This window comes from Kribbella amoyensis, assembly GCF_007828865.1.
Classification (GTDB): Bacteria; Actinomycetota; Actinomycetes; order Propionibacteriales; family Kribbellaceae; genus Kribbella; species Kribbella amoyensis.
In genome coordinates this window covers 211,420-231,560 of the sequence record NZ_VIVK01000003.1, presented here as the reverse complement: position 1 = coordinate 231,560, position 20,141 = coordinate 211,420, and the positions used below count along the sequence as shown (strand labels likewise).

Genomic DNA, 20,141 nt, shown 5'->3' with positions numbered 1-20,141 from the left:
CTCCTTCGTTGGGAAGGTGGCATTCATGCCGAGCAAGTACGACGAGCAGACCCGTGCCAAGGCGGTCCGGCTGGTCATCGATCATGTTGACGATTACGACTCTGAGTGGGCGGCGATCAAGGCGGTCTCGGCCCGGTTGGGGATGACGGCCGAGACGCTGCGCCGCTGGGTTCGGCAGGCGCAGATCGATGCCGGTCAAGCCGTCGGAGTGTCGTCGGAGTCGGCGCGGGAGATCCGGGAGCTGAAGCGGAAGAACGCCGAACTGGAACGCACGATTGAGATCCTCAAGGCAGCGACCAGTTTCTTCGCGCGGGAGAGCGACCCGCGACAGCGGTGATCTGTGAGTTCATCGCCGAGCACAAGGCTCGGTTCGGGGTCGCTCCGATCTGTGCCGCGCTGACCGCGCACGGCTGCACGATCGCCCCGAGAACCTACTACGCCTGGGCCAGGCGGGCGCCGTCGCGGCGGGCTCTGTGGGACACCACGGTCACCGAGATCCTGGCCGGGTGCTACGAACCCGATTCCGACGGCCGACGCCCGCCGGAGTCGCTGTACGGATCGCTGAAGATGTGGGCCCACCTGCAACGGCAAGGCATCCAGGTGGCGCGGTGCACCATCGAGCGGCTGATGCGTCTCAACGGCTGGCGTGGCGTGAGCAGGGCCAAGAAGGTCCGCACCACTGTCGCCGACCCGTCCGCGACCCGAGCTCCGGACCTGGTCAACCGGCAGTTCCGGGTGCCGGCACCGAACCGGCTCCTGGTCGCGGATTTCACCTATGTGCGGCTGGCCGCCGGCACGTTCGCCTACAGGGCCTTCGTCATCGACGCCTTCGCAGGCTTCATCGCCGGCTGGGAGTGTTCGACGTCCAAGCACACCACGTTCGTCGAGCGGGCCATTGCCCAGGCCGCGGCGTTCCGCACGAGGCAGGGCAATCCCCTGCAAAACAAGGCGATCCATCACTCGGACGCCGGATCTCAGTACACCTCGGTGCACCTGACCGAGACGCTGCACCTCAACGGCCTCAGCCCCTCGATCGGGTCAGTCGGCGACGCCTACGACAACGCCCTGGCCGAGACCACCATCGGGCTCTACAAGACCGAATGCATCCGCGACGACTCACCCTTCCGCCGCGGACCCCTGACCGGCCTCAGCAACCTCGAGGCCATCACCGCCGACTGGGTCCACTGGTACAACACCAGCCGGCTCATGCACCGCCTCGACCGACGCCCACCCGCCGAAACCGAGGCCGACTACTATGCACAAACCCGAGACGACCAACCAGTCGCACTCACATAACCGAGGGTGCATCAAACCCGGGACGATTCAGCCTGAACCACCACACCCCGCGAGTCAACTAAACCCGGGGCAGTCCCGGAGACGCGAGGTGCGGGGTGCGAGGTGCGAGGTGCGAGGTGCGAGGCGCGAGTTCGGATGAGCCGTGGGGTGGTGAGGGCCGCCTCCCATCGCCCGCGCGGGTAGCTGCCCCTGCTTCTGCCGACCTTGTGCGCGTACTGGTCGATCGTGGCGCGTTCGTCTGCCTACCCCGTGCACAAGGTCGGCGTCTCGGGTGACTTTGTGCGCCGGGCGGTCGTCTGTGGAGGGGTTGGGTGGTTGGCCGGTGCACAAAGTGGGCTCGTGGCCGGGGGTACGAGATGCTCGGCGGGGTGCGGGGTGCGGGGTGCGGGGTGCGGGGTGCGGGGTGCGGGGTGCGGGGTGCGGCGTGCGGCGTGCGGCGTGCGGGGTGCGGCGTGCGGCGTGCGGCGTGCGAGGTGCGGGGTGCGAGATGCTCGGCGGGGTGCGAGGTGCGAGGTGCGAGGTGCGAGGTTCGAGATGCGAGACGCACGGCGGCGTGTGGGTGTGGGTGTGGGTGTGGGGTTCGAGATGCGAGAAGCCCGGCGGGGTGCGGGTGCGGTGTTGGGTTGGGGTGTGCGCCTAGGGTTCGGGCATGGGTTTGGGGCGTGAGCTGCTGGCGGGGCCGGTGCTGGAGGTGGCGCCGTTGTTGCTTGGGGCTGTGCTGGTGCGGACTACTGGCGACGGGACGGTCGCGGTTCGGTTGACCGAGGTGGAGGCTTACGACGGGCCGAACGACCCGGGGTCGCATGCTTATCGCGGACAGACCGCGCGCAATGCGGTGATGTTCGGCCCGGCCGGTCACCTGTACGTGTACTTCACGTACGGCATGCACTTCTGCATGAACGTCAGCGCCGGTCCCGAGGGGCAACCGTCCGCCGTACTGCTGCGTGCCGGCGAGGTGATCGAAGGTGTGGAGCTCGCTCGTACCCGGCGGGGGATGCCGTCGCGCGACGAGGCGAGGTTCAACTCGGCTGCGGTGCAGAGCGGGGTACTGCCGAGCCCGCGGCGGAACGGGCGAGTGGCTGACCCTGATCGGGATCTTGCGCGAGGTCCCGCTCGGTTGTGTGTCGCCCTGGGCGTCGAACGGGACGCGGACGGGACGGACCTGCTCGCGCCGGACTCGCCGATCCAGCTGCTGCCGGGGCCCGGGTACGACGGGGAGCCGGCAACCGGTCCGCGGGTCGGACTGCGCGAGGCCGCGGATCGCCCGTGGCGATTCTGGATCCCGGGTGATCCCACCGTCTCGCCGTATCGCCCGCACGTACCGAAGCGCCGCAGCTGATCGTGGTCCGGTCGGCGCCGCCCGGGGTTCCCTGGCCCCAGGCGACGCCTTCCGGGGTCAGCGGGTGGCGAGGGTGAGGACGTGGTCGAGCTGGGGGAGGCCGTGCTCCACCTCGGGATCCGGGAACAGGCCGACGTGGTCGACGCCGGCTGCCTCCAACGCATCCAGGTGCGCGGCCGCGTCGTCGAGAGTGCCGATCGGGCCGAGCTCGGTCCACCAGTCCGGCGGCATCGTGACGAGCCCCGGTACGCCCTGCGCGTCGTACCGCCCGAGTAGGTCGTCGTAGAACGGCAACGCGGGCAGGGCCGGGTTGCGCTCCTCGATCAGGCCGGCGAGCCACGGCGCGGTCCACTCGTACGCCGCCTTGCGCTCGCTGCGTACGCAGAACGCGCTGAACGCCGCGACCACGAACCCGTCCGGCGACCCCGCCTGCTCCACCGCGCTGCGCACGTACGACGGGGACGCGGGCTCCGCGAGGACAACACCGCCGGCGACGCGACCCGCCAACGCCAGCGACTTCGGACCGCGGACGCCGAGCAGGAGCGGAGGTACCTCGGCCGGCGGCGCGTCGAGCTTCACGTCCCGCAGGTGCACCGTCCGCCCGTCGGTCGTCACGTTCTCGCCGTCGAGCAGCCGCTTGACCGCGACCGTGACCTCCTCGAGCGCGGTGAGCGGCGACTTCGGCCGGACACCCATCTGGTCCATCCACTCCTGGACACCGTGGCCGATGCCGGGCAGGAAGCGGCCGGGCGCCAGCGCGCAGAGGGTGGCGATCTCCATCGCGGTCAGCGCCGCCGTCCGCGCCACGGCGGGCAGGATGCCGAGCCCGACCGTCAGCCGCTCGGTGACGCCGAGCGCCGCGGCGGACAGCGCCGGACCCGAGGTGTAGAAGCAGTCCTCGACGATCCACAGGCTGTCCGCACCGCCGGACTCGAGCCGCCGGGCGACGTCGGTCACCAGCGCGGCCGGGAAGGTCCGCGGGAAGCACATCCCCAGTGAAGTCATACCGGGACCGTAAAGGTCTGCACCGACAGTCCTGTCGACAGGCGTACGAGCCCCTTCGCCGGGTAGGTTGCGGGCATGGCGCGCCCGCACTACTCGTCCCGGCTGGAGGACTGGTTCAACCTCGGAGTGGGGACGATCCTGCGCCGTCGAGGCTGGCGGGAGCGCATCATCCCGCATGTTGGCTACGGCAACCATGAGTACGTCCGCGTACTGGCCCGCGTGGTGCTCAGCCGCGACCCGCGCAACCAGCCCCGCTACGACGAGGACCAGGTGGTCCGCGGTTGGCGGGTGTTCGTCACCGCGCCGGCCACGAAGGTGCGCGTGTCGGTCACCGTCGCCGGGGAGAGCTTCGACACCGTCACCGATCGCGGTGGCTTCATCGACCTCGCCGTACCGGTCGTGCTGCCGCCCGGCTGGCACGAGATCAGTCTTGGCGTCCACGGTGAGCGGCAGGCCCGCGGCCAGGTGTACGTGCCGGATCCGGCCGCCACCTTCGGTCTGGTCAGCGACATCGACGACACGGTGATGCTGACGATGCTGCCGCGCCCGCTGATCGCCGCGTGGAACACGTTCGTCCGGGAGGAGACCGCGCGCCGCGTCGTCCCGGGGATGGCGGAGATGTACGCCGAACTGCTGGCCGACCATCCGCGGGCACCGATCTTCTACCTGTCCACCGGCGCCTGGAACACGGCTCCCACGCTGACCCGCTTCCTCGCGCGGCACGGGTACCCGGCCGGCTCGTTGCTGATGACCGACTGGGGGCCGACGAACACGGGCTGGTTCCGCAGTGGGCGCGAGCACAAGCGGACCGCGCTGCGGCGGCTGGCCAAGGAGTTCCCGAACGTGCGCTGGGTCCTGGTCGGCGACGACGGCCAGCACGACCCCCAGTTGTACGGCGACTTCGCGCAGACGCACCCGGACCACGTTCGCGCGATCGGTATCCGCCAGCTCACCCCGGCCGAGCAGGTGCTGTCCCACGGTCTCCCAGTGCCGAACCAGGACCCAGGAGCCCACGACCCGCACCGGCCGACGGCGGCGACGGTGCACGGGCCGGACGGACACGCGCTGCTGGCCCAGCTCCGCGCAGTACTGTCCCGGCCGGAGGCGCTCTGACGCTGTCCCGCTCGGCGGAGTCCGGGGCGGGCCTGGCACCCTTATGGGTGATCCGACGTCCTCGAGGAGAGACCAACTGTGACCGACAGCGGGACCGACAGCCGTACGCAGGTGCTGGACGACCTGGCCGACCGCGGCCTGATCGCACACACCACCGATCCCGACGCGTTGCGCGCGGCGATGGCGGCCGGTCCGATCACGTCGTACGTCGGCTTCGACCCGACCGCGCCCAGCCTGCACATGGGGAACCTGCTGCAGCTGCTCACCCTGCGCCGGCTCCAGCTCGCCGGGCACAACCCGATCGGCCTGGTCGGCGGCGCCACCGGCCTGATCGGTGACCCGAAGGAGTCGTCCGAGCGGGTGCTGAACCCGAAGGACGTCGTCCAGCAGTGGGTGGAGCGGGTCCGCGGCCAGGTGGAACGGTTCCTGGACTTCGACACCGCGCTGGCGAACCCGGCGCGCATCGTCAACAACTACGACTGGACCAAGGACCTCAACACGCTGGACTTCCTCCGCGACATCGGCAAGCACTTCCCGGTGAACCGGATGCTCGGCCGCGAGGTGGTGAAGGCGCGTCTCGAGCAGGGGATCAGCTACACGGAGTTCAGCTACGTGTTGCTCCAGTCACTGGACTACCTGGAGCTCTACCGGCGGTACGGATGCACCTTGCAGACCGGTGGTAGCGACCAGTGGGGGAACCTGACCGCCGGCGTCGAGCTGATCCGCCGGACGGAGAGCGGCAAGGCGCATGCGCTGGCGACGCCGCTGGTGACGAAGGCGGACGGGACCAAGTTCGGCAAGACCGAGTCGGGGACCGTCTGGCTGGACCGTGAGCTCACATCGCCGTACGCGTTCTACCAGTTCTGGTTCAACACCGACGACCGCGACGTGATGCAGCTGATCCGCTACTACACGTTCCGCTCGGCCGACGAGATCGCCGAGCTGGAGAAGGCGACAGCGGAGCGTCCGTTCGCACGGGAGGCGCAGCGGGTCCTTGCCGAGGACGTGACGACTCTGGTGCACGGGCGGGACGAGACCGAGCAGGTACAGCTGGCGGCGAAGGCGTTGTTCGGCCAGTCGGAACTACGCAGCCTCAGTCCGGACACGCTGGTGGCCGCACTCCGGGAGGCTCCGCATGTGGAGGTGCCGGCCGGTCAGCTGCCGACTGTCGCCGAACTGCTGGTGGACACGGGCCTGGTGGCGAGCAAGTCGGCCGCGCGCAGAACGGTGGCCGAAGGTGGCGCGTACCTGAACAACGAGAAACTGAGCGACCCCGAGTACGTCCCGGTGGGCGAGGACCTGTTGCCGGGTGGCGCGCTGGTGCTGCGACGCGGGAAGCGTTCGTTCGCAGGGGTTCTGACCGAGACCGCGGCCGGCTGAGCCTTCCCACAGACCCGGTGCCGGAGGCAAATTACAGCGATGTGATGCCTCCCACCGGGAACGGATTTGACCGGCCACCTGCAAGCCACGTACTGTTCTTCTTGTTGGAGCGAGGCGCGGGACGCGAAAGCGGCCGGTCGCTCCGAACCCCCAAAGGATCAAGCAGCCGAAACGCGTCTTCGGACTCGGGTCGGTAGCTCAGACGCGGGGCAGGGATCGCAAGAAACTCGGTCTTGACCGAGGGGATCGCATCCGGTAGAGTAACGCAGGTTGCCCCGGGGATCTGGCCGAAAGGTCCGGTCGCGGTGTGCGCCCGATTTTTGAGAACTCAACAGCGTGCCGAAAGTCAATGCCGAAAGATGCATTAACCCCGTTCACAGGCATTGGATGATTTCTGACTCCCCTGGTCTTTTCGAGATTTTGGGTGTTGGGTTGTCTGTTGTGCTGTGGCGGATTCCTTTGAAATATTGATTCAAGTCAGTTTGATTGTTTCTGATTCAAGGGATCTACTCGATGTCGACTCGCCACTTTTTGTGGTTTGTCATATTTTTCAACGGAGAGTTTGATCCTGGCTCAGGACGAACGCTGGCGGCGTGCTTAACACATGCAAGTCGAGCGGTAAGGCCCCTTCGGGGGTACACGAGCGGCGAACGGGTGAGTAACACGTGAGCAACCTACCTCCAACTCTGGGATAAGCCCGGGAAACCGGGTCTAATACCGGATATCACCAATTTCTTCATGGTTTTTGGTTGAAAGTTCTGGCGGTTGGGGATGGGCTCGCGGCCTATCAGCTTGTTGGTGGGGTAATGGCCTACCAAGGCGTCGACGGGTAGCCGGCCTGAGAGGGCGACCGGCCACACTGGGACTGAGACACGGCCCAGACTCCTACGGGAGGCAGCAGTGGGGAATATTGCGCAATGGGCGAAAGCCTGACGCAGCAACGCCGCGTGAGGGATGACGGCCTTCGGGTTGTAAACCTCTTTCAGCAGGGACGAAGCGAGAGTGACGGTACCTGCAGAAGAAGGACCGGCCAACTACGTGCCAGCAGCCGCGGTAATACGTAGGGTCCGAGCGTTGTCCGGAATTATTGGGCGTAAAGGGCTCGTAGGCGGTTCGTCACGTCGGGAGTGAAAACTCGGAGCTTAACTCCGAGCCTGCTTCCGATACGGGCAGACTAGAGGTAGGCAGGGGAGAGCGGAACTCCTGGTGTAGCGGTGGAATGCGCAGATATCAGGAAGAACACCGGTGGCGAAGGCGGCTCTCTGGGCCTTACCTGACGCTGAGGAGCGAAAGCGTGGGTAGCGAACAGGATTAGATACCCTGGTAGTCCACGCCGTAAACGTTGGGCGCTAGGTGTGGGGGACATTCCACGTCCTCCGTGCCGCAGCTAACGCATTAAGCGCCCCGCCTGGGGAGTACGGCCGCAAGGCTAAAACTCAAAGGAATTGACGGGGGCCCGCACAAGCGGCGGAGCATGCGGATTAATTCGATGCAACGCGAAGAACCTTACCTGGGTTTGACATATAGGGAAATCTCCCAGAGATGGGAGGTCCGTAAGGGTCCTATACAGGTGGTGCATGGCTGTCGTCAGCTCGTGTCGTGAGATGTTGGGTTAAGTCCCGCAACGAGCGCAACCCTCGTCCTATGTTGCCAGCACGTTATGGTGGGGACTCATAGGAGACTGCCGGGGTCAACTCGGAGGAAGGTGGGGATGACGTCAAGTCATCATGCCCCTTATGTCCAGGGCTTCACGCATGCTACAATGGCCGGTACAAAGGGCTGCGAAACTGTAAGGTGGAGCGAATCCCAAAAAGCCGGTCTCAGTTCGGATTGGGGTCTGCAACTCGACCCCATGAAGTCGGAGTCGCTAGTAATCGCAGATCAGCAACGCTGCGGTGAATACGTTCCCGGGCCTTGTACACACCGCCCGTCACGTCATGAAAGTCGGCAACACCCGAAGCCGGTGGCCTAACCCCTTGTGGGAGGGAGCCGTCGAAGGTGGGGCTGGCGATTAGGACGAAGTCGTAACAAGGTAGCCGTACCGGAAGGTGCGGCTGGATCACCTCCTTTCTAAGGAGCATTTGGCACTGGTTCCCGTAAGGGGCTGGTGTCTACAGGTCGTTTCTCGAGCGAGTGTCTCGGGGCGGCCGTGCTTCGGAATGTGGAACATTGACCATTAGATTCGGACCGATGCTGGGTGTCGTTAGTACTGCTCTTTTGTGAGCGTGGAACGCGGTGGCTGGTGGAGGAATGTTTCGAGGCGCGCTGTTGGGTCCTGAGAAATCGGGCCGCCCTGGAGAAGCGAGTTTTTTCTTCTTGGGTGGACGGTTTTTCTGGGTCGCAACCAACCGGGACCGTTGGGTTCGGGGTTGGTGTGTGGCTGGGGCCGGCTCTCACCAGACTGCCAGGTGTTCTTGGTTAGTGGTGGTTTCGGGGTCGGTTTTCCTGCCCGTATTTTGAGAACTGTATAGTGGACGCGAGCATCTCTTTGTAGTGTTTTGTTGTTTTTTTGTGACAAGCTACTAAGGGCAATCGGTGGATGTCTTGGCACCAAGAGCCGATGAAGGACGTAGGAGCCTGCGATAAGCCCCGGGGAGTTGGCAACCAAGCTGTGATCCGGGGGTGTCCGAATGGGGAAACCCAGCTGGCATTCTAAAGCCAGTTACCAGTGCCTGAACACATAGGGTTCTGGAGGGAACGCGGGGAAGTGAAACATCTCAGTACCCGCAGGAAGAGAAAACAATTGTGATTCCGTGAGTAGTGGCGAGCGAAAGCGGATGAGGCTAAACCATGTGCGTGTGATAGCCGGCGTGCGTTGCGTATGTGGGGTTGTGGGAGCATTCTGGGCCTAATGCCGTGGGTCCGAAGAGTTATAAATCATCGTTGAAGTCGAATCTTCTGGAATGTTGAGCCGTAGTGGGTAATGGCCCCGTAGGCGTAAGACGGTGACTCTTGAGTGTTTTCCCGAGTAGCACGGGACTCTTGAAATCTTGTGTGAATCTGGCGGGACCACCCGCTAAGCCTAAATACTTCTTGGTGACCGATAGCGGACTAGTACCGTGAGGGAAAGATGAAAAGTACCCCGGGAGGGGAGTGAAATAGTACCTGAAACCGGTTGCCTACAATCCGTCGGAGCATGCCTTTGGGTGTGTGACGGCGTGCCTTTTGAAGAATGAGCCTGCGAGTTAGTGGTATGTGGCGAGGTTAACCCGTGTGGGGTAGCCGTAGCGAAAGCGAGTCTGAATAGGGCGTTTGAGTCGCATGCTCTAGACCCGAAGCGGAGTGATCTATCCATGGGCAGGTTGAAGCGCGGGTAAGACCGCGTGGAGGACCGAACCCACCAGGGTTGAAAACCTGGGGGATGACCTGTGGATAGGGGTGAAAGGCCAATCAAACTCCGTGATAGCTGGTTCTCCCCGAAATGCATATAGGTGCAGCGTCGTGTGTTTCTTACCGGAGGTAGAGCACTGGATGGTCTAGGGGGCTTACCGGCTTACCGAAATCAGCCAAACTCCGAATGCCGGTAAGTGAGAGCGCGGCAGTGAGACTGCGGGGGATAAGCTCCGTAGTCGAGAGGGAAACAGCCCAGATCACCAGCTAAGGCCCCTAAGCGATTGCTAAGTGGAAAAGGATGTGGAGTTGCCCAGACAACCAGGAGGTTGGCTTAGAAGCAGCCACCCTTGAAAGAGTGCGTAATAGCTCACTGGTCAAGTGATTCCGCGCCGACAATGTAGCGGGGCTCAAGCAATCCGCCGAAGCTGTGGCATTCACACTTGTACCCGGCCTCACTTTCGGGTGTGGTCCAGGTGTGTGGATGGGTAGGGGAGCGTCGTGCAGCGTGTGAAGCAGCCTAGTGATGGAGTTGTGGATGCTGCACGAGTGAGAATGCAGGCATGAGTAGCGAATGACGGGTGAGAAACCCGTCCGCCGGATGATCAAGGGTTCCAGGGTCAAGCTAATCTGCCCTGGGTAAGTCGGGACCTAAGGCGAGGCCGACAGGCGTAGTCGATGGACAACGGGTTGATATTCCCGTACCGGCATTAACACGACCCGGCCGAACCCGCTGATGCTAAGAAACTGAATCCGTAAGGCCTTCGGGCTGCGTGGTGGAGGTTTTGACCCGAGGTGGTAGTAGGTGCACTGAGGAGTGACGCAGGAGGGTAGTCCAACCGCGGCGATGGTAGGCGCAAGCTGATCCGCGGGCAAGGTGGTAGGGCGAGGCATAGGCAAATCCGTGTCTCATATAGCCTGAGAGCCGAGGCGGACCCGTTCAGGGGAAGTGGATGATCCCATGCTGCCGAGAAAAACTTCGCAGTGAGTGTTAGAGCCGCCCGTACCCCAAACCGACACAGGTGATCAGGTAGAGAATACCAAGGCGATCGAGTGAACCATGGTTAAGGAACTCGGCAAAATGCCCCCGTAACTTCGGGAGAAGGGGGGCCTGATACGTGAGGCCACTTGCTGGCCGAGGCGTTGATGGCCGCAGAGACCAGGCCCAAGCGACTGTTTACTAAAAACACAGGTCCGTGCGAAGAAGTAATTCGATGTATACGGACTGACGCCTGCCCGGTGCTGGAACGTTAAGGGGACAGGTTAGTCGGTTTCGGCCGGCGAAGCTTTGAACTTAAGCGCCAGTAAACGGCGGTGGTAACTATAACCATCCTAAGGTAGCGAAATTCCTTGTCGGGTAAGTTCCGACCTGCACGAATGGCGTAACGACTTGGGCGCTGTCTCAACCATGGACTCGGCGAAATTGCATTACGAGTAAAGATGCTCGTTACGCGCAGCAGGACGGAAAGACCCCGGGACCTTTACTACAACTTGGTATTGGTGGTCGGTACAACTTGTGTAGGATAGGTGGGAGACTGTGAAGCTCGGACGCCAGTTCGGGTGGAGTCATCGTTGAAATACCACTCTGGTTGTTCTGGCTGTCTAACTTAGGTCCGTTATCCGGATCAGGGACAGTGCCTGGTGGGTAGTTTGACTGGGGCGGTCGCCTCCTAAAAGGTAACGGAGGCGCTCAAAGGTTCCCTCAGCCTGGTTGGCAATCAGGTGTCGAGTGTAAGTGCACAAGGGAGCTTGACTGTGAGACAGACATGTCGAGCAGGGACGAAAGTCGGAACTAGTGATCCGGCGGTGGCATGTGGGAGCACCGTCGCTCAACGGATAAAAGGTACCCCGGGGATAACAGGCTGATCTTCCCCAAGAGTCCATATCGACGGGATGGTTTGGCACCTCGATGTCGGCTCGTCGCATCCTGGGGCTGGAGTAGGTCCCAAGGGTTGGGCTGTTCGCCCATTAAAGCGGCACGCGAGCTGGGTTTAGAACGTCGTGAGACAGTTCGGTCCCTATCCGCTGCGCGCGCAGGAGACTTGAGAAGGGCTGCCCCTAGTACGAGAGGACCGGGGTGGACGAACCTCTGGTGTGCCAGTTGTTCCGCCAGGAGCACGGCTGGTTGGCTACGTTCGGGAGTGATAACCGCTGAAAGCATCTAAGCGGGAAGCACGCTTCAAGATGAGGTCTCCCACCGAGTTAATCGGGTAAGGCCCCCAGTAGACCACTGGGTTGATAGGCCAGAAGTGGAAGCACGGCAACGTGTGGAGCTGACTGGTACTAATAGGCCGAGGGCTTGTCACACACACCCACCTGGGTGTTTGAGTCTCAACAAAACGTCAAGCTGCGATACGAGTTGTTCGCGTTCACTGTACGGTTCCCGGAATACGGTCAGAACCACGTACCAGCACTGGCTGGTACTCGTGTGGTTGTGGTTGATATTTCTATAGAGTTTCGGTGGCCATAGCGTCGGGGAAACACCCAGTCTCCATTCCGAACCTGGAAGTTAAGCCCTTCAGCGCCGATGGTACTGCGATCGGGAGATCGTGGGAGAGTAGGACGTCGCCGGACATTCACACTGTTAAGGGCCACCCCATCTCGGGGTGGCCCTTAACATATGTACAGGCAGATCTGAGCCGAAAGCGCTCGTTGGTACGTGCCAGCTGGAGCGTTGTCAGGAGTTGGAGTCCTCGGGGGTGATCCCCACGAGGGCCGCTGCTGCGCAGATGTGGACCGGTAACAGGTCTGCGGGGGAGACGGGCGCCTGGAGAAGGGTGCCTCGCTCGAACGGGGTCAGGTCGATGTCGATGCCGTAGGCGCCGGCGACCAGGCCGCGGATGTAGGTGAGCCAGCCCATCGTGGGGATGCCGCGGCGGAAGAGGCCGGCGGCGGTGGCGAGTTCGGTGTCGGCGATGCTGGCCCAGTCGGGCTCCCAGATGCTCACCACGGCGCGGAGGACCTGGGCGAAGCGCTCGGACTCGGTGAGGGCGTCGTCGTCGCTCCAGTGCAGCGTGAGCTGGTCCGAGGCGGTGGTGAGCGTGTTGCCCATCGAGAGATCGAACAGCCACGGAAGTTCACCGGTGCTCTGGAGGTGGAGCCTGGTGGTGCTGGAGCCGTTCGAGAGGATCTTCGTAGTCGCCTCGACCATGTCCGCCAGCGGGGTGGAACCGTCCGCCTCGAGGACGTGGTACCCCCAGCGCTCGTCCTGCGTCCAGGCGTGGACCTCAGGGAAAGCGACCGCTACCGCTGTCAGGGTGCGGTCGACGCGAAGAGCGCGTTCCTCGATGGATTCGTCGCGGTGGGCCCATTGGGCGCGGAGCAGCCAGGAAGCCATCTCACGCCCTCCGATCGTCGGCGGCCACGGACTCAGGGGCGGTCTGCGCACCCCGTGGAAGCGAGTGGAACATTCGTGAACGCCTGGACCGAATGAGTTCGTTCTCCCAACGCGTCACCGCTCTAGTGTGCTCGACCCCGAGGTCAGCACCGACCACCGGGGTCCCCCTTTCGCAACATCCCGCCCAAAACTGCCCGCTTGCACGCCGTCTCAAACCCGTTCCCACATCTCCATAGCGGCACCCAGCAGCAACGCAAGATTCTGCCGCACTGGCCCGTGGAACCCGCGTCGAAAGGCGGCAGCGATGTGGTCCAGAGCGTGGGGGAACAGGCCAGCTGTTTGCGGGTCAGGTGGGGGTGTCGAGGGTCTGGGGTTCGAGGGTGAGGGTGGGGTTGGGGCCTCGGTAGGAGTCGAGCCAGGTTTTGAGGAGGTCTACCCGGGAGGCGTTCTCTTCGTTGCCCTTGACCACCGGGGCCTCGTTGTACGGCATCGTGTCGGAGCTGCGGCGGAGTTTGACGTAGAGGCGGGAGCTGGCCAGGGCATACCGCTCCATGTCGTCCTGGAGGGCGCCGATGACCGTGATGTTGCGGTCGCGGCCGATCTGTTCGAAGAGGGCGACTGCTTCGCGACGGTGCTGGGAGCCGAGGTTGCGGCCCAGCTCGTCGAGGATGAGCAGAAGGGGCCGGTCGCTGCCGCCGGCCAGGGCCGCGGCGCAGACGAGCTTGACGGCCTTCTCGTCCATCTGGGCGGTGTTGCCCTTGACGTTGAAGGCGGAGAACGGGCCGCCCTCGGAGCGACGCCACTTCGGCGTGACGGTCCAGCGCCAGGGCTTGTCCGGCTCGGCGGGCGGGTCGGGCTCGGGGAACTCGAGCTTGGCACCGTACCCGCCGTACTGCTGGTCGAGGCGGTCGAATTCGTTGGAGACCAGCCGCAGCCGGGCCTTGATGCCGTCGGCCAGGGAGACGCGGTGGGCGCGGGCGGTGCTCTCCGCCTCGGCGAGACCTTCACGGGCCCGTTCGAGGGCGGCGTTGCGCTCGGCGCGCTGGCTGGCGATCTGCTGTTGCTGGAGGCTGTCGAACGTCTCGTGCTGGGCCAGGTGGGTCGCCAGCGTCCGCTGCAACGCGGTGACGAGGCCGACCCTGGTCCCGAGGGTGCCGTTGGTCCAGCCGTCCGGGCCGTTGAGGATCTCCCAGAGCTCGGTGGGGATCTCCTCGCGGGACCGTGCGTTCGGGAAGCAGCGGCGGATCACGTCGTCGAGCTGGGTGCAGGCCTGGTGGTTCCAGTCGGCCGTCGTCCGGCGCTGGGTGTCCTCGGGGAGCGCGCGGAGGTACTCGGATGCCTCCTCGGCGGTCCCTGCCCACGCCGTCGTGCGGGTGACGAGATCGAGGCTGGTCTGCTCCTCGAGCATCACCAGGCGGCGGTTGGCGAGGTCGTCGAGGATGCGGTCGTGGTCGCGGCGGGTGGCTTCGAGGTTCTTCAGGCGTTCGTCGCGGACGAGTTGCTGGCCGGCGGCCGCTTCGGCGGACTCCTTCGCCGCCTGGAGCTGCGGAGCCAGGCCGTCGCGGTCGGTCTCGTGCCGGTCGATCGCCTCCCGCAGGGCGAGGATCTGCTCCTGCACCTTCTCCGCGTCGCCGAGCGCGCGAGCGGCCACGGTACGGCGCTCGGCCTGGTCGACGCGGGCGCGAGCCTGGTCGAGAGCCGAGGCGGCTTCGGTCCGGGCGTCCTCGGCGGACTCCAGCCGGCGGCGAGCGGCCTCGATCCGCGCGGTCCGGCCGGTGATGGCCTCCTCGAACTGGCCGACGGCGACGACCCCGGCCTCGTCGTCGATGACCTCCTTGGCGGCGCGGCCGGCGAGCGCGGCGAAGAACGTACCGAGGTCGAAGCGCTTGTCCGCCGACGCCGGCGTCCGGCCGGTCCCAGCAGCGCCGCGGCCGGTTTCGCCATGAGCGGCCGAGTCGGGACGGTTCGCGAGGACGAGCAGGAAGCCCGCGTACCCCGCGTCGGCCAGCGCGGTCGCAGCCAGGGCGGCGTCGTCCGCGTCGACGACCACGGCCTCGCGGTACGGCGCCAGCCGCGGCTCCCAGTCGGTACGGTCGCCCGTCGCCAGCTCGGTGATGTCGGTGAGCGCTCCGCACGCGATGCCGGCGTTCTCCAGGACCTGCTGCTGTGGTGCCGACACGGTCTGGCCGCTCTCGGCTTCGCGGAGCTCGGCGGCGGCCTGGTCCACGGCCATCCGGGCGGCGTGGTCGCGGCCGATGTGCTCCTCGAGTGCCGCGCGGGCCTCGTCCTGCTCGGCGACGGCGGCCTCGATGTCCCGGCCGTCGGCGGAGCGGCCCGCGTCGAGCAGGCGGCGGTGCTCCTGGCCGAGCCGTTCGAGCTGCTCGCGGACCGAACGCTGGGCCAGATCCAGCTCGCGGTCCCGCGCGTCGAGCTTGTCGCGCTCCTGCCGGGTCAGCTGGACGTCGCGGAGCAGGGTCTCCTCGCTGCCGAACGCCTCGACCTCGCTGTCCACGGCCTCACGACGAGCCTCCTGCTCGGCGATGCGCTGGTCCAGCTCGGTCAGTTCGTGGACGATCTCGCTGTTGCGGGCGTCGCCGTCCACCAGGTGCCGGGCGCAACGGGCCTGCCACGAGTCCCGGGCGGCCGACAGCGCCTCGCGAGCCGCGCCGCGTTGCAGGATGCCCGCCTCGACGGTGGCCATCTCCTGCTCCCAGCGCTGCAGGTCGGCCGTCGCCTGCTTCGTCGCCTCGCGTTGGGTGTGCTCGGTCGAGCGGTGTGCCTGCTCCTGCTCCAGCTCGTGGTCGAGCCCGGTCAGGGTCGCGATCGCGTTGAAGATGCGGGCCGGGCCGAGCTCGTTCAGCGGCTCGGCGAGCAGGTTCGCCGTGGGGCTGGAGCGGACCGAGGTCGACAGGAACGACACGCAGCGAACGGCCCCGCCGTACAGGACCTGGGCCAGCTTGTTCGCGTGGAAGTCGGTGCGGCCGTTCGAATGCGGGAGCGCGGCCCACAGCGCGTCGGCGCCCGCGGCTCGCTCGGCCTCGGTCGCTCCGTACGGGACATGGAGGCCGTTCTTCCAGCGGAGGTCGATGTACGACGCCTTGCGGTTGATCCGGATCCACACCGTGATCGCGGCGGCCTCGATCTCGGCCAGCTCGGTCAGGTCGGGATCGGAGAAGACGCCGACGATGTACCCGCGGTCGACATTCGACCACGTACCCTCCTGGCCGGCCGCCTCGGCGGTGAACAGCAGCTCGGCCGCTCCCGGCGCACCGCTGGTCAGCCGCCACTGGTCGTCGGCGTGCAACAACGAGAGCGCCGCGATCCACGAGGACTTGCCGGCGCCGTTGGAGTCGGTCGGACCCTGGCCGGCGACCGTGACGAGGCCCTGGCCGACCATCGGGATCGGGTGCGTCGACAACCGGGACAGGTCGACCACCTGGACCCCGAGCAGCACCTTCGAGCCGAGGATGTCGAACGGGCCGTCACCCGTTCCGTCCCGGCCGGCCCCCGTCGTGTTGCTCATGCCGCTCCTTCTTCCGAGGTGGTTCCGGTGCCGCGAGGTGCGTGCTTGGACGCCGCCGGCGTCAAGCAGCTGCTGATTCTGAGCGGCACGAGGTGATGCCCGTCGGTCGCGTGTCTCCTGGGCGGCATTCAGGCATCTCCTTGACGGGCGCGGATGGCTTCCGCGATCGGGCTCGATGGCGCGGCGGCCAGGATCAGCTGGTCCTGGAGCCGTCGCCGGGCGGCCGGAGTGAGACGTTGGAGCTGCGGGCCGGGGATGTAGCTCGGGCCGCCGGAGTGGTCGCCGGACAGCTGGATCAGGCCGGCCGCGCGGAGCCGTTGCAGGGCGAGCCGCCGCTCCTCGCCGCTGATCTTCGTCGTGCGCAGCTCGTCGACCGTGGTCGGGCGGGCCGACTTCCAGCTGTCACCGGTCAGGATCCCCTCGGAACGCGGGATCGCGACCGAGTGGACCAGCACGAGGACGAGAACGGCGCGATCCACGGCCGGCAGCGGCTGCCAGCCTTGTGCGGTCAACGTCGCCGCGACGTCGTCGGCGTACCCGGACGTCCAGTGCGTGCCGTCGACGTGGACCAGGACCCGGCCGATCAGCTTCAGCATCTTCTGCACGTGGCGGCGCAGGGTGACGTCGCGCAGGCCGGGGAGCTGGACCTCGGCGACCGGGTGCGCGGCGTACTGCACGGCGCTGAACGCGGCCAGTACCTCGTCGCGGGATCGGTCGCTCAGGTCCTGCAACAACGGATCGAACAACGCATGCTGCTCAGTCATCCGCGGCCTCCGCACCCTCGTCCGTCGGCAGCGGATCCTCGGGCACCTCGGCCGGCCGGTCCACGAGGACGGCGGCGGGCGGGTCGGGCAGGATCCGGCAGACTTCGCGGAGACCGGCGAGCTGGCTTGGTCCCCAGGTGATCGCCCTCGGACCGAGGCGGACCTCACCCGCCTTCTCGTCCCAGAGCAGCCACTGGGTCGCGTGCAGCCGGCGCAGACTCCCGATGATCAGGGTCAGGTCACTCGGCTGCTCCGGCCGGCCCCGCATCCCGGAGTACACCGCCTTGATCTGGGTCAGCGTGCCCACCGCGCCGGGCCAGGCGGGGGCGTCCCGCTCGGTCCAGCAGCAGGTGACGCAGATCGCGAGGACGCGGGCGGTCTCGTTGGGCTGCTCGACGGATACCGGGGGCGTGCCCAACTCCTCCAGGACGCTGTGACCCGCGCCGTCCGGCATCGTCGGGACCAGCCAGATCGCGGAACCGTCCGGCTCGGCCGCGCGCGCCAGACCCGCGACGGCCGGGGTGTCGGCGGAGACCGGCAGGGCGCCGCCGGACTGGACCTTGGCCCACCAGACCGCGTTGTACGTGCGGCCGTTCTCGACGACCTCGGTGCTCACCGGGCCACCCGCCGGAATGTTCCCTCGGTCGCCCACGGAGTCCCCGCGGTCGAGTCGATCCGCATGCCGTCCGACCAGACCAGCTCGTACTCGAGCTCGTCGTGCAGGTGGGCGGCCGTGAGCTCGGCGAGGACGCGGCGCGCGGTGACCCAGTCGCCGGCTGCGTCCACCACGTCGACCACGCTCACGCTGTCTCGGCCGGCGAGGGCGCGCTCCGCTTCGGCCCGGAGATCCTCGCGGTCCTTCGCAGCGGCGGACTCGGGGACGTCGCCGTCGATCGCGCCCGTCGGGCGGGGCGGGGCCATCCGCGCGGTCCCGGTCCGGCGGCCCGTCTCGACCGCTTCGAGGAGCGTCTCGGGAGAGAAGTCGGGCGCGGCCGCGTCGAACAGGATCCCGTCCAGCACACTCGCCAGGACGTCGGGCTCGCTGCCCCGGGTGAACGTCAGCCAGGTCTCGATCGGCAACAGGCCCAGCGCCCGCGTCGTCCCGGCCCGCTCGACCAGCCGACCCGCGGCGAGTTGGACGGCGTCGGCGTACGCGGCGAGGGACATCCGGAGCTGAGTACAGGCCGGGTGGAGGGTGGGCCAGCGGCTGAGGACGATGCGGTGGACCTTCTCGGCCTGCTCGATCAGGCGCTCGTTGCCCCAGGCGAGCTGCGCGTTCTCCCGGAGCTGGGCGGTTGTGCTGGTGGAGACGAGGATGGCGAGCTCGTTGCCGAGGAGGCGGAAGACCTTGGTGAGGCGCTCGATGGAGGCCTGGCCCTCGTCCTCGGTGGCGCGGGAGTCGCTGACGCTGTGCGCCTCGAGGGTGAGCAGCTGGTGGAGCTCGGCCTGGCCGCCCTGGACGGCCATCCGGCGGAGGAACATCAGCATCACGTACGGCGCGAAGGCGGCGCGGTGGCGGAGCTCGTTGGGACGGTCGACCAGCTTGGTGATCGCGCCGTACTGCCGGAGGACGTCGAAGCGGCGGACGATGACGTCGTGCGGGTAGGCGCGGCAGGCGAGCGTGGCTTGCTCGACGGTGAGGCCGTCGCTGCCGGCTTCGGCGAACGCGTCGAGGATGGCCTGGTCGACGTCGAGGAGCTCGGGATCGACGATCATCGCGCCGGCCTCGCGGGCCAGGACGGCGAACACCTGGCGGTACACCCGCAGGACCGCGGCCTCGGCCTCGGCGTCCAGCAGCGTGGCGTCCATCTGTCCCTCCTCCCGTGCGGCGGCCGGGCCTGGTGTGGAACGGCTGCCAGGACGTGGACTCTAGCGACCTGGGGGGACAGACCGAAAACCGAGTGAGCGGTTGGCTGTGGATAACCCTGGGTCGGGGGTACTGCGCGCCTGGCTGGGGTGGGTTGAATGGATGCGGGGTTTGGCGGGGGAGCGGTCTTGTGGCTCGGTGGGTGGGATGTTGTGGGGGTGGGCTGGTGGGGTAGGGAGAATGGGGGCTTTCGAGGATGGAGGTTGTGGTGGGTTTCTTGCCGGGTGAGGTTGTGGCGCCGGGGGATCCTCGGGTGCTTCTGGAGGGGCAGTGGGGGATGGGGCCGGGGGTTGCGACGACGGTGAACTCCGGGTCGCGGATCTCCTTCGGGTTCGCCGGGACCGGGGTGCAGGTGCTGTTCGACACCGAGGGACTGACCGTTGCGCCGCACCTTTGGGTGCGCGTCGATGACGGGGAGCCGCGGTTGCACCTGGTCGAGGGGCCTGTCCTGGAGCTATCCGTCGAGGAGGGGCGGCACACGGTCGAGATCGTCGTGAAGGACGTGAACGAGTTCGTGAACCGGTGGAATCCGCCGTTCGAGTGCGCGGTCGTGTTCGCCGGGCTGGTGCTCGACGACCGGACCAGCTTGCGGCTCGGGGCGCAGCCGGGTGGGCCGCGGATCGAGTTCTACGGGGACTCCATCACCCAGGGCGTCCGGGCGCTGAGTGCGGACCCGGAATCGGCCGGTGCCGACGGGACCCGGAGTTGGGCGTACCTGACGGCTCGCGCGTTCGGGGCGTCGGCGCACCAGGTCGGGTTCGGGCGGCAGGGCGTGATCAAGCCCGGGAACGGCGAGGTCCCGCCGGGGCCGGAGTCGTTCGGGTGGAACTTCGCCGGGTCCCGGGCCGAGCGGATCGCCGATCCCGACGTGGTGGTCCTCAACCTCGGGGTGAACGACGACACCCTCAGCGTCGCCCAGTACGCCGACTACGTGCGGCAGGTGCGGGCGGCGTACCCGAGCAGCAAGATCGTTGCCGTCAGCCCGTTCAGCGGCAAGTACGCCGAGGAGATCGAGGCGGCCGTCAAGGTGGTCGACGATCCCGCGATCGCCTACGTCCCGACCACGGACTGGATCGGACCGGACGACTGCACGGACGGGCTGCATCCCTCGGTCGACGGGCACGCCAAGATCGCCGACCGCCTGATCCCCGCCCTCGAACGCCTCACCGGCCTGACCCGGCGCTGAG

At 66.4% G+C, this 20,141-nt stretch carries 11 protein-coding genes and 3 rRNA genes; 8 read left to right on the top strand and 6 right to left on the bottom strand.

Going from position 1 to position 20,141, the window contains the following annotated elements:
* Positions 1-25: 25 nt before the first annotated feature.
* Together FB561_RS35085 and FB561_RS35075 are read left to right on the top strand one after the other, a co-directional pair.
* Positions 26-1,296 (top strand): IS3 family transposase gene (locus FB561_RS35085; RefSeq protein WP_145814385.1). Its coding sequence is split into 2 segments (ribosomal slippage): positions 26-299 and positions 299-1,296, totalling 1,272 coding nucleotides; the frame shifts between segments, so codons are not numbered across the junction.
* A 649-nt stretch (positions 1,297-1,945) separates the two neighbouring features.
* Positions 1,946-2,635, top strand: a complete 690-nt coding sequence (locus FB561_RS35075) for a DNA-3-methyladenine glycosylase (protein ID WP_145814383.1) — start codon at positions 1,946-1,948, stop codon at positions 2,633-2,635.
* A gap of 57 nt (positions 2,636-2,692) precedes the next feature.
* Here FB561_RS35075 and FB561_RS35070 read toward each other — a convergent pair whose 3' ends face one another.
* On the bottom strand, positions 2,693-3,640 hold the full coding sequence (locus FB561_RS35070; protein WP_238335311.1) for an LLM class flavin-dependent oxidoreductase: 948 nt from the start codon (positions 3,638-3,640) through the stop codon (positions 2,693-2,695).
* A gap of 75 nt (positions 3,641-3,715) precedes the next feature.
* On the opposite strand from FB561_RS35070, the gene FB561_RS35065 reads away from it, so the two are divergent.
* The 5 genes from FB561_RS35065 to rrf all read left to right on the top strand — a co-directional run bounded on the left by FB561_RS35065 (position 3,716) and on the right by rrf (position 12,037).
* Positions 3,716-4,753 (top strand): App1 family protein, encoded by a 1,038-nt coding sequence (locus FB561_RS35065; protein WP_145814382.1) that lies wholly within the window; start codon positions 3,716-3,718, stop codon positions 4,751-4,753.
* 78 nt (positions 4,754-4,831) lie between these two features.
* Complete coding sequence (gene tyrS / locus FB561_RS35060; RefSeq protein ID WP_145814381.1) at positions 4,832-6,133, top strand: tyrosine--tRNA ligase; 1,302 nt, start codon at positions 4,832-4,834, stop codon at positions 6,131-6,133.
* Between the two features lie 550 nt (positions 6,134-6,683).
* A 16S ribosomal RNA gene (locus FB561_RS35055) occupies positions 6,684-8,203 on the top strand.
* 442 nt (positions 8,204-8,645) lie between these two features.
* Positions 8,646-11,770 (top strand): 23S ribosomal RNA (locus FB561_RS35050).
* A 149-nt stretch (positions 11,771-11,919) separates the two neighbouring features.
* A 5S ribosomal RNA gene (rrf, locus tag FB561_RS35045) occupies positions 11,920-12,037 on the top strand.
* Together the 16S, 23S and 5S rRNA genes form the textbook arrangement of a ribosomal RNA operon.
* Before the next feature lie 103 nt (positions 12,038-12,140).
* On the opposite strand, the gene FB561_RS35040 is transcribed toward rrf, so the two are convergent.
* From FB561_RS35040 to FB561_RS35020, 5 genes are all read right to left on the bottom strand, one after another.
* A complete protein-coding gene (locus FB561_RS35040) occupies positions 12,141-12,800 on the bottom strand; it encodes a hypothetical protein (protein ID WP_145814380.1) in 660 nt (219 codons plus the stop codon).
* 346 nt (positions 12,801-13,146) lie between these two features.
* Complete coding sequence (locus FB561_RS35035) at positions 13,147-16,323, bottom strand: coiled-coil domain-containing protein (RefSeq protein ID WP_145814379.1); 3,177 nt, start codon at positions 16,321-16,323, stop codon at positions 13,147-13,149.
* A gap of 128 nt (positions 16,324-16,451) precedes the next feature.
* Complete coding sequence (locus FB561_RS35030) at positions 16,452-17,087, bottom strand: hypothetical protein (RefSeq protein WP_145814378.1); 636 nt, start codon at positions 17,085-17,087, stop codon at positions 16,452-16,454.
* Positions 17,080-17,703 (bottom strand): hypothetical protein, encoded by a 624-nt coding sequence (locus tag FB561_RS35025; RefSeq protein WP_145814377.1) that lies wholly within the window; start codon positions 17,701-17,703, stop codon positions 17,080-17,082. Before FB561_RS35025 ends, FB561_RS35030 begins: the two co-directional genes overlap by 8 nt.
* Entirely contained in the window at positions 17,700-18,896 is a 1,197-nt protein-coding gene (locus FB561_RS35020) for a hypothetical protein (RefSeq protein ID WP_145814376.1), read from the bottom strand. Before FB561_RS35020 ends, FB561_RS35025 begins: the two co-directional genes overlap by 4 nt.
* Positions 18,897-19,207: 311 nt before the next feature.
* Here FB561_RS35020 and FB561_RS35015 point away from each other — a divergent pair, with 311 nt between their 5' ends.
* Complete coding sequence (locus FB561_RS35015; protein ID WP_238335310.1) at positions 19,208-20,140, top strand: SGNH/GDSL hydrolase family protein; 933 nt, start codon at positions 19,208-19,210, stop codon at positions 20,138-20,140.
* Position 20,141: the final 1 nt, after the last annotated feature.